The organism is Paenibacillus sp. sptzw28 (assembly GCF_019550795.1).
Lineage (GTDB): Bacteria > Bacillota > Bacilli > Paenibacillales > Paenibacillaceae > Paenibacillus_Z.
Window position 1 is genome coordinate 5,795,164 of sequence record NZ_CP080545.1, and the last position, 15,469, is coordinate 5,810,632.

Here is a 15,469-nt window from a genome sequence, read left to right on the forward strand (position 1 = left end):
GCGGCTCGGTTGTCAGCAGCTGTGACCGGGCTTCAGCTGGCTACAAGGTATATTGCTCGCTACGGATGACGCGAGCGGCTATATTTCGTTTGAGTGCGACCGTATCGGCGAGCGGGGATCTCATCAGCTTCTTCAGCACCGAAAGCTGCGTTTGCAGAGCATCGCCTTCTTCCAAAGCGGCGAGGGCGGTCTTCGCTAAGCGCTCGATCTTCTCCATCGCTTCCTGAACGAATACAACGGTCATGTCTATCGCATTTTGCGTTTTTGCGGATATCGAAGCGCTTGACGCTTCCCGCTTCAGCATTTTGCGGCTGCGAAGATTGGCGCTTTCCATTGCGAAAATCTGGATCATCATATCGGCCAGCATGCAGAGCACCTCCTGCTGCTGTTCGAGCGCAAGACCGAACTTCTGAACGGCAAGCCCGCCTACGGCAAGAAATGTTTTCTTCGCCTGCTGAATGCGGTATGTTTCTTTGGCGAGCGGTTCGTCGAACGGCGGAAGCGGCATGGGCTGCAGCAGCTCAGCCTGCAGGGCGCGCGCTTTTCGGAGCAGCGGAAGTTCTCCTTTGAGCGCTTTTTTCATGAGCGTGCCGGGGATCAGCATCCGGTTGATTTCGTTCGTGCCTTCAAAAATCCGGTTAATGCGCGAGTCCCGATAAACCCGCTCGATTTTGTATTCGCGGATGTAGCCGTACCCGCCGTGGATTTGCACGCCTTCGTCGGCAACGAAGTCGAGCGCTTCGGTCGCAAACACTTTGTTGATCGAGCATTCCAGCGCATATTCACTGATCGCTTTGGCCGCTCTTGCGCCTGACCCGTTGTCTTGGCCCGCCGGCTGCGGCGCAGCTGCCGCGCCGGATGGTGCGGAGGACACTCCGGTGGCAGATGGTGACTGCGATTTTCCGGCAGCGGCTTCCCCGGATGATGCGGATGTGACTCCGGCAGCTGCCGCGTCGGATGACGCGGGCGAATCGTGGCGGGCGGCTTCTTCCGCAGCCTGCAGCATCTCGTCGATCCACCCGGCCGTGCGGTACACCATGCTCTCCATTACGTAGGTCATGATGTTCATATCCGCGAGCTTCGCCCCGATCAACGGGAAAGATGAGATGGCACGGCCGAATTGTTTTCGCATGTTCGCGTATTTGGCCGCCAGTGAAATGGTTTCTTTTGCACCGCCGACACAGCCGGCCGCAAGCTTAAACCTTCCGATGTTCAGAATATTGAATGCGATGAGGTGACCTTTTCCGACTTCGCCTAGCACATTTTCGACCGGAACTGGGGTATCGTCAAAGTAAATCGGGCAGGTGGAAGAGCCCTTAATGCCCATTTTGTGCTCCTCGGGTCCGACGCTGAAGCCGGGAAAACCCCGTTCGACAATAAAGGTGGTAAAATGGTCGCCGTCGACCTTGGCATATACGATAAACAGGTCCGCAAAACCTGCATTCGTAATGTAGAGCTTCGAGCCGCTTAGCACATAATGAGTGCCGTCCGGCGATAATCTCGCCGTGGTCCGGGCGCCAAGCGCGTCCGAGCCGGATGCGGGCTCGGTGAGACAGTAGGCGGCGATGCGTGCCGCTGATGCGAGGTCCGGCAAATATCGCCGCTTCTGCTCAGGCGTGCCGAAAAAAACAATCGGCAGTGTGCCGATACCCACGTGTGCACCGACCGACAGCGCAAACGAAGACGCTTCGGAGAGTGTTTCCGCCAGCAGCGTCGAGCTCACTTTGTCCAGTCCCAGGCCCCCATATGCCTCCGGCACATCGGCGCCGAGCAGGCCAAGCTCACCCGCTTTGCGCATAAGATCGACAGTCAATGTATAGTTGAGCGCTTCGATTTCGGCGTCGCGGGGGTGAATCTCGCCGGCGATGAAAGCTCGCGCCGCATCGGCGATCATTCGCTGCTCCTCGGTAAAATCCTCCGGAGTAGCCATCGCCTCCGGCGGCATGTCATCAACGACAAAACGTCCGCCCCAGCGAATCGTTTGCGCCATACCTTTCACTCCTTTCACTTCTGCTGCCGTAAAACCATTTCGGGAGTTGGATGCGGGTTGAATGATTTAGGCCGATTTAGTCGCACCGGTGGCACTATTTCGTGCTCACAAGTGTTGAGTTAAAGCGTTACTTCAAAAACGCCTGCAGCGCCCATTCCGCCGCCGACGCACATGGAGACGACGCCGGTGCCGCCGCCGCGCCGCCGAAGCTCATGAAGGAGCGAGACGGTAAGCTTCGCGCCCGTGCAGCCGAGCGGATGGCCGAGCGCGATAGCCCCGCCGTTCACATTGACGGCGGCGGGATTGATTTGCAGCCGCTCGATGATCGGCAGGCACTGGGCGGCGAACGCCTCGTTCAGCTCGAACAGATCAACCTGTTCGAGCTTGATTCCGGCGCGGGCCAATGCTTTGGGGATCGCCTCGATCGGGCCGATTCCCATCACCTCCGGCGCTACGCCCGCAACGCTGTAAGCACGAAATGTGGCAAGCGGCTTCACCCCGAGCTCCTCGGCGCGGGCTCGACTCATGACGACAACCGCCGCCGCGCCGTCGCTCATCTGTGAGGCATTGCCGGCCGTGACCGTGCCTTCCCTTGCAAATGAAGGCTTAAGCTTGGCTAATACGTCGGTCGTTGTGTCGGGACGCACGCCTTCATCCTTGTCGAACACGAACGCGCGGGCCCACGGCCTGCCGTTGTCGTCCACGCCTTCCCGGCTCACCTGCATCGGGACGATCTCGCCCTCAAACCGCCCGGCTGCTACTGCAGCCGCGGCCTTGCGGTGGCTGTCGGCGGCGAAAGCATCCTGCGCCTCCCGGCTGACGCCAAACCGCCGGGCCACTTCTTCCGCGGTGTGGCCCATACCCATATAGATCTCCGGCGAGGAGTCGGCAATCCGGGGATGAGGCGACAGCTTAAAGCCGGTCATCGGCACATGGCTCATGCTCTCCACCCCACCTGCCAGAACGACGTCAGCCTCACCGAGCCGGATGCGTTCGGCTGCGTAGGCGATAGCCTGCAGGCCGGACGCGCAGAAGCGGTTCACGGTCACGGCCGGCGTCGAAACGGGAAACCCCGCATACAGCGTCATAATGCGGGCGAAGTTAAGCCCCTGCTCGCCTTCCGGCATCGCGCAGCCGATGATAACATCCTCGATATCGCCGTGCGCAAGTCCCGGCACACGCCTGACGGCCTCGCCAAGCACGGCGCGGCCCAGGTCCTCCGCGCGCGTATCGGCCAGACTGCCTTTCTTCGCTTTGCCTACCGCCGTTCGTACTGCCGATACGATAACCGCATCGCGGGCATCACTCATTGTCGTCATGGAACGACTCCCCTCTCATCAGTTGACCCTGCAATCCGCGTCAGTTGCGCAGCGGCTTGCCGGTTGCAAGCATATTCCGCATGCGGGCCTGCGTCAGCGGCTCGCCGCAAAGGCTGAGGAACGCTTCGCGTTCCAGGTCGAGCATATACTGCTCACTCACTTCAGCGCCGGCCGGCGCATCGCCCCCGGCAAGAACGTGCGCGAGCTTGCGGCCAATGCGCACATCGTGCGCGCTGATATGGCCGCCAAGCCTCATCGCCTCGACTGCGAGCTGCAGCACGGCCCGCCCCTCGCGGCCCGCTACACGTATTTGCGCTCCAGGGGGCGGCGGCGTGTATCCGGCGCGGCCCAGCTCGAGCACAACCCGCTTCGCTTCCGCGATCCGCGTCTCGCCGCGGATTACCGCGCGGTCCTGCGGCCGCATGAGGCCGATGCGCTTCACGTCAAAGCCGCTTGTAGATGTCTTCGCCATCGCAATCGTCTCGAACAGCGCAATGAGATGCGGCATCACATCGCCATCACCTGAGCGTGCCGCCGCCAGTCCGGCCGCCTCTTTACATCCCCCGCCCGCGGGGATTAAGCCGACTCCGGTTTCGACGAGGCCGTAATACGTCTCTGCCGCAAAAACTATCGCGTCTGCAGGCAGGCAGGCCTCCACTCCGCCGCCGAGCGTCATCCGGTGCGGCGCGGCGACAACCGGACGGTCTACTCTTTTCAGCTCCATCATGCTGTCCTGAAACTGGCGTATAATATCGTCGATCTCGTCAAAATCGCCGTTCTGCGCCTCCATCAGCAGCATCATCAAATTCGCTCCGACACAGAAATGCCGTCCTTCGTTCGCCACGACAAGCCCGCGCCAATTGCGGCTTACTTCATTAGCACTTTGCCGGATCGCAGCCAATATATCGCCGCCGATCGCATTGTTCGGCGAATGGAACGCCAGACATGCGACCTCACCGCCAATGTCGATCAGGCTCGCACCGGTATTGCCGAGCACAACCTTACCAGCGCTCTTAAGCGCCGACAATGAGATGATATCCGGCTGCTCGCAGGCCGCTTTATACTCGCCGCGATAGACATACATCCTCCGGATGCCTTCCGTCTTGTAGAACGACCGGTTTCCTGCCGCAAGCCATGCATCCACCCATTCCGGAACTGCGTCGCCCTCGGCTTTCATCCGCTGAACTGAACGCTCCAGCCCGATCGCATCCCACAGCTCGAATGGCCCGAGCTCCCAGTTGAAGCCCCACATCAGCGACCGGTCGATATCTTCGACCGTGTCCGCGATCGTCCCGAGCTGCCGGGCTGAATAGAGAAGCACATCCTTGAGGGTGGACCAGGCAAACTGCGCGTATTTGTCGTTCGCGTCCGTATACAGCAGCGCCTTCACCTTGGCCGCCGCGCCTTTCGCCGCTTTAGCCGCTTCAATCACCGGCGAATTGACGCTGCGCTTGGGCGCATAGGTCATTGCCCCAAGGTCAAGCGTCTCGATGTCGCTTCCGCCGTCCGCACGTTTGATTTTGCGGAAGAACCCCTGCTTCGACTTCTCCCCGAGCCACCCTCGCGCTACAAGCGCTTCGAGCTCCGGCGGCCTTGCGAAAGCTTGGCGTTCCGCCTCGTCTTCGCTTCTCTCCCGCACATTGTCCACCACATGCAGCAGCGTATCGAGGCCGACCAGATCGAGCATGCGAAATGTCGCCGTCTTCGGCCGCCCCATCGCCGGACCCGTGAGGGCGTCGACTTCATCGACGGTCAGACCGAACCGGCGCATCGCCTCAATGGTAACAAGCATTCCGTACGTGCCGATCCGGTTAGCTATGAAATTGGGCGTATCTTTGGCCAGAACGACGCCTTTGCCAAGCTGCCGCTCACAAATATCGGTGAGCCGGGCGAGTACGACCGGATCCGTATCCGGAGACGGTACGAGCTCAACGAGCTTCATATGTCTGGGCGGATTGAAAAAATGCGTTGCGGCAAAATGACTTCGAAACGGCTCCCCCCGGCCTTCTGCCATCGCCGCCACCGAAAGCCCGGAGGTGTTCGTCGTGACAATCGTTCCGGGTCGCCTCACCGATTCAATGCGGGCGAGCACTTCGCGTTTCACATCGAGCCGTTCGACCACGGCCTCCACGATCCATTCTGCTTCGCCCAGCCTGTGAAGATCGTCTTCGAGATTGCCAGCCTTGATCCGGCCGATAAATGAAGAATCGTACAATGCCGGCGGCTGCGCCGCCTCCAATCTGGCTAAGCTGCCGGCCGCCAGCCGGTTGCGGACAGGCGGATCGGTAAGCTTAAGTCCCCTTGCCGCTTCTTCCGCGGTGAGCTCCGCAGGCGGCACATCAAGCAAAAGCACGCTCATACCCGCGTTGGCGAGGTGTGCGGCGATTCCTGCTCCCATGACACCGGAGCCGATTACCGCTGCGCGGCGGACCGGTGTCTGTGGCGATGCTGCTTCCAAATGGCTCCCTCCTTTTTCGGTTCATTGTGCTGAATGAAGAAATGATTGTCGCCCGGCATCAGCATTACCGCGCCTGGTTCTCTGCCCGTTCCTGGACGGCCCGGCAGTGTTGCTTTCATTGAGATCAGCTTTCCGCGGTTCACGGTCAGCTGTGAAAACCTGCTAATTTCCGCTGCCGAACACGCTCTCCGCGAGCAGCTCCGCGACATCTCTGGCGCTCACGTCGTCTTCAGCCGCAAGCAGCTTGACGCCGTCCTCCATCATCGTCAGACAGTACGGGCAGGCTGATCCGATTACTGTCGGCCGTACTTCCAATGCTTGCGACACTCTCGCTTCGTTCACCCGCATGCCGCTGCGCTCCTCCATCCACATGAGACCGCCGCCGGCGCCGCAGCACATGCCATTTTGCCGCGACCGTTCCATCTCCAGCAGCTTAACGCCCGGTATTGCGCGAAGCAGTCGCCGCGGGGCATCGTATACCCCGTTGTAACGGCCGAGGTAGCAGGAATCATGGTAGACGACGCGCTCGTCAACGCGGTGAACAGGCTGCAGCCGCCCCTGTGCGACGAGGCGGTCGAGCATAGTGGTATGGTGCTCCACAGTCACGGTCCGCCCCAGTCCGAAGCCGGGGTATTCATTCTTCATCGCGTTGAACGTGTGGGGGCAAATCGTCACGATATGCTTGATGCCGTACCGCTGCAGTGCGGTGATATTTTCGCTGCATAACGTCTGAAAAAGCAGCTCGTTCCCCATTCGTCTCGCCGTATCCCCGGAGCTTCGCTCCTCTCCGCCAAGCACGGCGAACGGCACGCCGGCGTGCTGCAGCAGGCGTACGAGCGCAAACAGGACAGAGCGGCTGCGCTGATCATAAGCCCCCATTGTTCCTGCCCAAACCAGCAGCTCCGGGCGCTCCCCCAGCCGCGCCGCTTCCTGCATGGTCCGCACGGGACGGCTCCTCCCTCCGTAAGCTTCGGCGGCGGATTCGTATGCGGCGATCCATGCTGTCCTATCTGACCGCGGCAGTCCCCACGGATTTCCCTGCCGCTCGATATTTTGCAGGGCCCGCTGGCCTTCCGCGGGAAGCCGGCCTTCGGTGAGAACGAGGTAACGGCGCATATCGATGATTTTATCGACGTGCTCGTTACCCACCGGGCACTGCTCCTCGCAGCTGCGGCATGTCGTGCATGCCCACAGCTCGGCTTCGGACATGACCTCGCCGATAAGCTGCACATCCTCTGCCGCCGCATCTGCGTGCGTGGTCCAGGCCTGACGCTGGGCGGTCATCGTCGGCTCGATAGATGTTCTTCGGCTCGCAGCATCCTCATTGTTCATCCAGAGCGGAATAACGCTGCCCATCGTATGTGCACCGATCTGCCTCCCGGAGGAGCCTCCGACCGCGGCGAATGCAGGCACCCACGGCGATTTTGATGTGATTGCAGCGCCTTTCTCGGTGAGATGATCGCGCAGCTTCGTAATAAGGTGCATCGGCGAGAGAAGCTTCCCGGTGCCCGAAGCCGGGCAAACGTTGGTACACCTGCCGCACTCCACACACGCATAGAGGTCGAGCAGCTGTTTTTGCGTGAACTGTTCGATTGCGCCGACACCGAAGGATTCCGCGTTCTCGTCCTCCAGATCAAGCGGCGCGAGCTCCCCCGGGGGCGATCGGCGGCGCAGCCATAGGTTCACCGGAGCGGTAAAAATATGAAAATGCTTCGATTGCGGCACATAAACGAGAAAAGCGAGCAGCACCGCATAATGGAGCCACCAGAACAGCCAGTAGAGGTCGCCTGCAGCTGCATGCGTGACGCCTAGGTCTCTCATCGCTTCGGCCAAACCGGATGATACCGGAGCATACGGGACATAGACGGTATCCGAAGGATCCGATGCCCGCAGTTTTATTTGCTGCGCATAGTGCGCGATATATTGGTAAAGCATATCGACCCCGCGGAACGATGGCTGAAGGGCGGCGGCTGAAGGAGTCGCACCCGCGTACCCGGACGGCGCAGTATGAGATGAAACCGCCGGCGAAGCTTCAGCCAGCATAGTAAGATTAGGACCGGCTGCCGCAGCGGCCTTATCCGGGCTTGCCTGCTCCAGTCTCTCAAACGCCTGTGTGAACAGGACGGTCGCCATGAGGCCGCCGATAAACCAGAGGACAATAGACGGCTTCCAGCCGCGCTTCAGTCTGTCGAGCCGTTCGGCATACCGCCGGAATGCGGCGTATACAACAGCAAGGAGGACGGCCAGAACCGTCACATCTTGAATCGTCGTGAATAATTCATAGGCAGGCAGCGGAAGGGCGAAACCGGTCAATCCCTTCCATATGATGTCGGCGGCGCCGAGCTGCAGCACGATAAAGCCGTAGAAAAGCACGAAGTGGAGCAGCCCGCTCCTTATATCCTTTAGAAGCTTTCGATGGCCGAGTACCTGCGCCGCCCATTCCCATCCCCGCCGGGAGTCGGATGATTTTGCATCGTCTGAGGGGAGAACTGGGTCATGCTCTTTATTTCGTGCTGCGTCTGCAGCTTGGCGCTTCCCCAGACGTATATAACCGACCCGTCTCAGGACAACGGTCATAAAAGCCCACAATGCCGCCGCAGTCATTCCCGCAAAAATGAGCCATCGCCACAGCTGTGCCGTATCAAGCGAGCTTAATGGCTCCAATGCCGATCCCTCCTTTTCATGCCGCTGCGATCACGATTAGAGTTATTTGGCGCCCCGAAAAACGCCGCCTGGCCGGACAAACTGTAACCCGCTTACAAAAGTACGGAGTGTTCCAGTATATGATCCTTCTGTCCCGAACATGCGAGCAAGAGCAGCTGAGTGCTGACCTGCGCTGGCCTTTACTCGTTGGAAGACTGTGCGGCGCAAGGACTATGTCACGGCTCGCCGTTCCGGTCTATTTGACAGTCCGCGAACATATGGTAGCACTGGGAATAGGACTGTCGTTTTCATGCTTGGAGGTGTTCATGGACGATGAATCTGGTTGTATTGCTGAAACAAACCTTTGATACGGAGGAAAAAATCGAACTGGTAAACGGGGCCGTGGCCGAGGATAGCGTCAAGTTCATTATTAATCCATACGACGAGTATGCGCTGGAGGAGGTGCTTCGTCTCCGCGAGATACATGGCGGCACGGTCACGGCCGTCAGCTGCGGACCGGAGCGTGCGGCGGAAGCGCTTCGTACTGCGCTCGCCATGGGGGCGGATGATGCCGTACTGCTTGATGCGGCAGGTTTGCCGGACGACGGGCACGCTGTTGCGTCGGCGCTCGCAGCGGTAGTTCAGCAGCTGCAGCCAGACCTTGTGCTCGCCGGACTGTTTGCGATTGACAGCGGAGCAGGAAGCGTTGCGCTGCAAATCGCGGAGCGTCTCGGCCTCCCGAGCGCTTCGGCGGCCGTTAAGGTAGAGCTGTGCAGCGCTAATTCTGTTGGTGGGGCACGGGGTACAGCGAGTGCAGCGGGCCGGCCGGCTGGCGGCGATGGTGCGGAAAGCGTTGCGGGGGGCGCGGGAAGTACTGCGGGCGGGACGGCTGCAAGCGCGGCGTCATGGGTGTCGTCAATGGCGGACCACCTGGTCCGCGTGGAGCGGGACACGGAATGGGGCCTCGAGACGGTGGAGGTTCCGCTGCCCGCGTTAATTACGGCCCAGCAAGGGCTCAACGAGCCTCGGTACCCTTCCCTGCCGGGCATTATGAAAGCCAAGCGCAAACCGCTGCGGCGTATCGCGATTGCGGAGCTTGGGCTTGCGGCGGTCGATCTGGAGCCGCGCACCGAGCGGCTGGCACTGACCGCGCCTCCGGCAAGGTCTGCAGGGAGGAAGCTGAGCGGCACGCCAGCCGAGCAGGCGGCCGCGCTCGCAGACCTGCTTCAGCATGAAGCGAAGATTTTCTAGTCTGGGTTCTTAAACGGGAAGCAGCCGCTTATGTCATCTTGCAGATGTGAGTAGGCACGCGGAGCGCAACAAGTATGGCAGCAACTATTGAAAGCGGCTTTCCTGCTTACAAACAGTGCCGTCTCTTTTTTCGGAGCCATAGGAAGGTTTTTCCTGTCTAAACTCGCCCGATATGCCCTTCTACGTTTCGGATATAGCTTTTAATAAGGAATATCCTGCTTACAGAGTCGTCAAACGTTCTAATTTGGCTTGATACAAGGTTTTTCCTTGTTACAAGGTTTTTCCTTGTTGACAAGTTACTGAGGCACCCGCCATTCCTCGACGAAGATATGGCAGCCGGTACCACTAGAGCATGCAAAGCTGAAAAAGCAAATGAAGAGCCGTCCACCGGACGCATTTCCATAATTAAGGAGGCTGAGAGGAGATGAAGGAAAGCCGTAATCAGGTCGCACTCGTGTATGCCGAGTGCGCAGACGGCAAGCTGCGGCGCGTGGCGCTGGAGGCGCTCGGCGCCGCGCGGCAGCTGGCCGGGGACGGCGGCGCTGTGCACGCCGTCCTTGCAGGCGGCGGCGCGGCGGGGCCGACCGGCGAAGCCGCCGCCGAGCTCGCCGCCCGGGGGCGGAGGTCGTCCACGTCATCGACGACCCCGCCCTTGCGCGCTTCGCGCCGGAGGCGTACGCCGCGGCCATCGGCGCAGCCGCTGCGGCGGTACGGCCGAGCGCGATCCTGCTCGGCCACACCGCCGCGGGGCGCGAGCTCGCGCCCCGCATGGCCGCCGCATTGCGGGGCGGCCACATCGCAGACGTCACCGCCGTCGATATCGCGGACGGCGGCGACGCCATATTTACGCGTCCGCTCTACGCCGGGAAGGCGTTCGAGCGGCGGCGCTTCCTGCCGGGCGCACCGCAGGTTATAACCGTGCGCCCAAACAATCTTCCCATAGCGGAGCCGGTTGACCACGGCCGCCAGGGCGTTATCCGGGCGCTACCATTCACCCCGCCCCCGTTATGGACCACCATAGCCGCCGTTGTACGCAAAACGGGCGGCCGTATCGACCTCGCCGAAGCGGACGTCATCGTCGCCGGCGGCCGGGGCGTTCGCAGCGCGGAAGGATTCGCGCCGCTGGAAGCGCTCGCGCAGACGCTCGGCGGAGCCGTCGGCGCGTCGCGCGGAGCATGCGATGCGGGCTACTGCGATTACGCGCTGCAAATAGGGCAGACCGGCAAGACCGTCACGCCCAAGCTCTATATCGCCTGCGGTATCAGCGGCGCGATTCAGCACCTCGCGGGCATGAGCCAATCCCGCACTATTGTCGCCATAAACAAAGACCCCGACGCTCCCATCTTCGGCGTCGCTGATTACGGAATTGTCGGGGATTTATTCGAGGTTGTTCCAAGATTGAACGAACAAATTCAGAAGCTGTTAAGCAGCGGCAGCTGAACTCTCGTCTTTTGCAAAATAAGAAAAGACGTTGAACGCGAATAATAGTAAAACTTGGTTCTGTTACTAGGAAACACACAGTGATAGTTTTACCAAAATAGTGTGATCATAATAACGGCGGACTAGGACTTGAAAATAAGTCGGAGTCCGCCGCTTTCTTCATTGGAACTATCCTCCCCGTTACTTCAAAGAAGAAAGCAGACTGCCAATACAATCTGCTTCGTTTCCGTTAGTTCAATCATTTTGGGCTATATTCGGGATTGGCAATATTATTTCTTCATGTTGATTGAAAATCACCCTATATCCTTTAATTAAAGGCATCATTTCTTGGATTTCTACTTCCGTTAAATCACTGGTTTTTACATGAAATTGCCCGCTATATTCAACTTTTTCCTCAGATTCCAGTTTCTTTACCTCTTCGATAGGTACTATTTTATCAAGCAATATACTTTTAGCTTTTTCAGTTAGAATAGGTTCAATTGTATAGATTTTAAAAGATCGTTTGGTTGGATTATCAAAGGTTACTGAATAATTAACCACCCCATCCTTAACTGGGAATTGACCGACTCCCTCACTATTGCCTCCGATATAGAACAGTATTCGTACCTCTTCCGATTGGCCTGAAGAAACCTTAATAAGTATAATGGCTATGCCAAAAATTATAAGCAAGAATCCTAAGTACTTTTGCTTTTTTAGCACTGGTTTTTTGTGTTGTAACAATAGGATATCTCCTTTGGGTTTAATATCTATATAATACCACTTATTGGTACTAACATGCCGTTAACTTAATGAAGCATTGTCAGTCTAATACTTTATTTTCTTCAAACACTGACCTATGCTGCGCTTAAAGGTATGGGGCCGATTTGTCAAAGGTTACCGTTATACGCAGTCCCCTTCTTCAGATTGAAGTCCCTATTAGATACATTAATTCATTTAAGTGTCCCCGATTCTACAATCGCTTAACCAGATAATTCCAGTCATTATCAGCGAAAGAATGAATAAGCAAGAAGGGCCGTCCTTCAGCTTTGTATTCGCCTCAGGATAGCCCTTCTTTAAACCACTTTCGTTGTCTACTTGGAATTTTTGTTATCGATCAGATTGGCCTTGATCAGCATCCGCTGAACGATGACCGCGGTCTCTGCACGTGTGATGTTGCGCTTGGGCAGCAGTCCCCCTTCGGAGCCTTTGACCAGCCCGTTCTTCACTGCAGCCGCGACTGCTTGCTTCGCCCACGCATCTACTGCCGTGCCGTCTACGAACGAGGAAAGTACGGATACAGCGTCAACGCCGCTGACGTTCGTATCGAGCCCCGTTAGCTTCATCGCCCGTGCGATCATCGCCAACGCTTCTACGCGCGTAATCGTTTTGCTTGGACGGAACGTGCCGTCCTCGTACCCTTTGATAATGCCGTACTCCTGTGCTTTCGACACAGCGCCGACGAACCAGTCGCTGGACTTCACATCACCATAAGGCACAGTTTTCCCGTTTTCAGGGAGACCAAGTGCCCGCACGATAATTGCCGCAAACTCTGCGCGCGTGATCACCGCGTTCGGGTTATATTGCTCCGCGTTGACTCCCTTCACGATCAGTCGGGACGCCATATCGTTCACTGCATCTTTAGACCAATGGTTTGCTACGTCCGCGAACGTCATCGGGTGCCAGATCAATGTATACGTGCTGTTCGTTAAACTGCTTACGACCGCACTATATTTCCCGTCACGAACGGTGATGTAGGTCGGCACGTGATAAACCGTTCCGTCCGCCATAAGCACCGTTGCGGTGGTGATCTTACTCAGGTCAATGCCGTCTGGCAGCGGAATTTCCCGCTGAACGTACACATTGAACTTGTCTACGTCAACCGTTTTGCCATTATAGGAGGCGGTCACCGTAAAATCGACCGGTGGCACGACGACGGTGAACTTTCCTTTTTCCCCCATGCTTTCCGCGAGTTGAACCTTAGCCGTATCGCTCTTCGCGATGACGACATGGATGACGATATCCGACAATTTCAGTTGACTGCCAAGCTGCGACGCCAAGTGATCGATCGCGATTTGTGCCGCAGGCAGCTTGTAACTTCCGTTAGCCGTCTGTACTTCCAATACCGCCTGCTTGTTCTCCATCGCTTTCACTATTTCGCCGGTCAATACCACCGTTACTTTATCCGCGCTCACCGCCGAAGCGGGCACAATTATAGTCGGCTTATCTCCTTCTTTCGCAAGCTGGGCTTCCAGTTTGACCGGATCCACTGTCGCCGTCAGGACGGTCTTCCCGTTCTCTTGGGTTGTCGTACCTGTGGCGATTTGATCATACTCTTTACCATTCACGATGACACGGAATGACAATGAGTTGTCGGACGTACTAGAACCGGTATCCATACTGCCGGAGCCGCCCGTCCAAGATGAAGATGCACGCGTCACCGTTACGGTGTACGTTTGTGTCGTGCCGTCCTGCGCTGTCACGACCACCTTGATCGTGTTGATGCCTACGCTCAGCGGCAGCGAATCGGAAGCTGTGCCGCTTGTCAACGTAATCGGACCTGTCACTAACCCTTCGCTGTTATACACGCTCGCCGTGACTGTCGCATGTGCTGAATCATATACCGTTGCCGTCACAGTTGTGCTGCTAACACTGTTCGCCACACTCGAAGTATAGCCGTCTGTTGTGCCTGCCGTAAACGCCGGGCTTAACGTACCGCTCGACAACGTCAAACCGTTCAAATCCGCATTGCTGCTCGAAGCCCTTGTCACTGTTATGGTGTACGTCTTCGTTGTACCATCCTCTGCGGTCACAACGACCTTAATGGTGTTGACGCCCACACTTAGCGGAAGCGAGCCCGCCGCCGAGCCATTCGTCAGGTCAATCGGGCCGTACGTGCCTTCACTATTGTACACGCTCGCAGTTACCGTTGCGTTGCCGTCCGATAATGTCGGGGTTAACGAAAGGCTGCTCACGCTGTTCGCCACACTTGAGGTATAACCGTCTGTTGTGTTTGCCGTAAACGCCGGGCTTAAATTGCCGCTCGATAACGTCAAACCGCTTAAGTCCGCGTTGCTAGACAATGTACGAACTGTTACTCCCGCACTGGTAGCAGACGCGTTATTCGTCGCTGTCGCTTTCACTCGGGTCACGAACGTATAGTCTGTCTCCGGTGTCAGTCCGCTGAACGTCGGGCTATCCTGCCAGGTTACGCCGCCATCGTTGCTGTATTCCTGACCGGCAACTGTCTGCAGCGTAATGCTCGTTGTTGTTTTACTTGTTTCTACAGGCGCTGCCGGAGCCGCCGCTCCGTCCGCTGCCGCTACTGCACCCGTCGCCGCGCTCGTTACGCTGCCTGTCGCATGCGTACCGTCGGAGGTGACCGTCACGGTGATAGCCGCACCCATATCGTCTGCGGTTAACATGTAGCTTGAACCCGTCGCATTCGTGATAGCGACTCCATCTCGGTACCACTGGTAAGTCGGCACGTTGTCCGACGTGCTGGGGGTATACGTGACCCCTGATAAGTCTGCTGTCAAGGTTTCGCCAAACTTGGCTGCACCGCTGATCGCTACACTGCCTCCCATCGTGGGAACCGTAACATCTTGTGTGGCAGTGATGATGTTATTAATGAAACCGGAATTATACTCAACAATAACTCCTGGATCTTTAAATGCGCTGCTGCCACCGTGTGTATTGTTTACGGCTAAGTAGCCAACTTTATTAAGAGTGGTGTCTAGCAAAAGTGTAAGATGGACATAGGTTCCATTAGGCACAAAATTACTCGTTGCCTCTAGACCTGTTGGCTGAGCGTTTGATACATACCTTGTCTGGTCGGGTAGAACTAAAGTTGACCAATTAGATGCTGCTGTTGTTTTAGTAGCGCCTATAAAGCTTATAAAGTTCCAGTTGCCTATATATGATGTCTTAAATTCTGCAAACATATTGGCAATCGCAAACATTTCTGCAGCTCCAGCAGCATCAGCTGTTGGCTCTAGAAGATGTCCGTTATTATTCGTTGCAATAGTCACTGCATCGTAAAAAGTCATCGTACTCGGTCTTTCCACATATACAAAATAACGTCCATTGTAGGTACGTACAGATGTTTTTCCATTGGCTAATGGTGCCCCTGGCGTTACATTTACTGTGATACTTTGGGTTTGCCCTGCGGGTTGTGTGAATGTCATATTTCCAATAACAGACTGAATTTCTTCATAAGTATTACCACTTGAAAAGTTGAACACTCTATTTGCAGGCGTAGATTTGTCAGTAACACGGCCACTAATTGTTATGCCATTAGTCAGCTCGGTAATACCGCTTGGAAGAGTCCCAACAGCAATTGAGCCATTATTTACAGCAACGGTAAAGTATCCGCCCCCTGCGTTAACGACA

8 protein-coding genes and 1 pseudogene are annotated in these 15,469 nt (G+C 57.1%); 2 read left to right on the plus strand and 7 right to left on the minus strand.

All coding sequences use genetic code 11. From position 1 onward, the window contains the following. Window positions 1–40: 40 nt before the first annotated feature. From KZ483_RS28815 to KZ483_RS26830, 5 genes are all read right to left on the minus strand, one after another. Complete coding sequence (locus KZ483_RS28815; RefSeq protein ID WP_258881448.1) at window positions 41–1,990, minus strand: acyl-CoA dehydrogenase family protein; 1,950 nt, start codon at window positions 1,988–1,990, stop codon at window positions 41–43. Window positions 1,991–2,109: 119 nt separating this feature from the next. Next, window positions 2,110–3,309: an acetyl-CoA C-acyltransferase gene (locus KZ483_RS26815; protein ID WP_258881449.1), complete on the minus strand. Its 1,200-nt coding sequence runs from the start codon at window positions 3,307–3,309 to the stop codon at window positions 2,110–2,112. A gap of 40 nt (window positions 3,310–3,349) precedes the next feature. Then, complete coding sequence (locus KZ483_RS26820; protein ID WP_220353714.1) at window positions 3,350–5,707, minus strand: 3-hydroxyacyl-CoA dehydrogenase/enoyl-CoA hydratase family protein; 2,358 nt, start codon at window positions 5,705–5,707, stop codon at window positions 3,350–3,352. Between the two features lie 14 nt (window positions 5,708–5,721). Next, window positions 5,722–5,886 carry a hypothetical protein gene (locus KZ483_RS26825; protein WP_220350541.1) on the minus strand — a complete coding sequence of 55 codons (165 nt, stop codon included), beginning with the start codon at window positions 5,884–5,886 and terminating at the stop codon, window positions 5,722–5,724. A 43-nt stretch (window positions 5,887–5,929) separates the two neighbouring features. Then, window positions 5,930–8,431 carry a (Fe-S)-binding protein gene (locus KZ483_RS26830; RefSeq protein WP_258881450.1) on the minus strand — a complete coding sequence of 834 codons (2,502 nt, stop codon included), beginning with the start codon at window positions 8,429–8,431 and terminating at the stop codon, window positions 5,930–5,932. Between the two features lie 312 nt (window positions 8,432–8,743). Here KZ483_RS26830 and KZ483_RS26835 point away from each other — a divergent pair, with 312 nt between their 5' ends. Together KZ483_RS26835 and KZ483_RS26840 are read left to right on the plus strand one after the other, a co-directional pair. After that, window positions 8,744–9,661: an electron transfer flavoprotein subunit beta/FixA family protein gene (locus KZ483_RS26835; RefSeq protein WP_220350542.1), complete on the plus strand. Its 918-nt coding sequence runs from the start codon at window positions 8,744–8,746 to the stop codon at window positions 9,659–9,661. Between the two features lie 424 nt (window positions 9,662–10,085). Beyond that, window positions 10,086–11,101 (plus strand): annotated as a pseudogene (locus KZ483_RS26840) (electron transfer flavoprotein subunit alpha/FixB family protein). A 234-nt stretch (window positions 11,102–11,335) separates the two neighbouring features. Here KZ483_RS26840 and KZ483_RS26845 read toward each other — a convergent pair. Together KZ483_RS26845 and KZ483_RS26850 are read right to left on the minus strand one after the other, a co-directional pair. Beyond that, window positions 11,336–11,821, minus strand: coding sequence for a hypothetical protein (locus KZ483_RS26845; RefSeq protein WP_220350544.1), 486 nt, complete (start codon window positions 11,819–11,821; stop codon window positions 11,336–11,338). A 350-nt stretch (window positions 11,822–12,171) separates the two neighbouring features. After that, window positions 12,172–14,664 carry an S-layer homology domain-containing protein gene (locus KZ483_RS26850; protein ID WP_220350545.1) on the minus strand — a complete coding sequence of 831 codons (2,493 nt, stop codon included), beginning with the start codon at window positions 14,662–14,664 and terminating at the stop codon, window positions 12,172–12,174. Window positions 14,665–15,469: the final 805 nt, after the last annotated feature.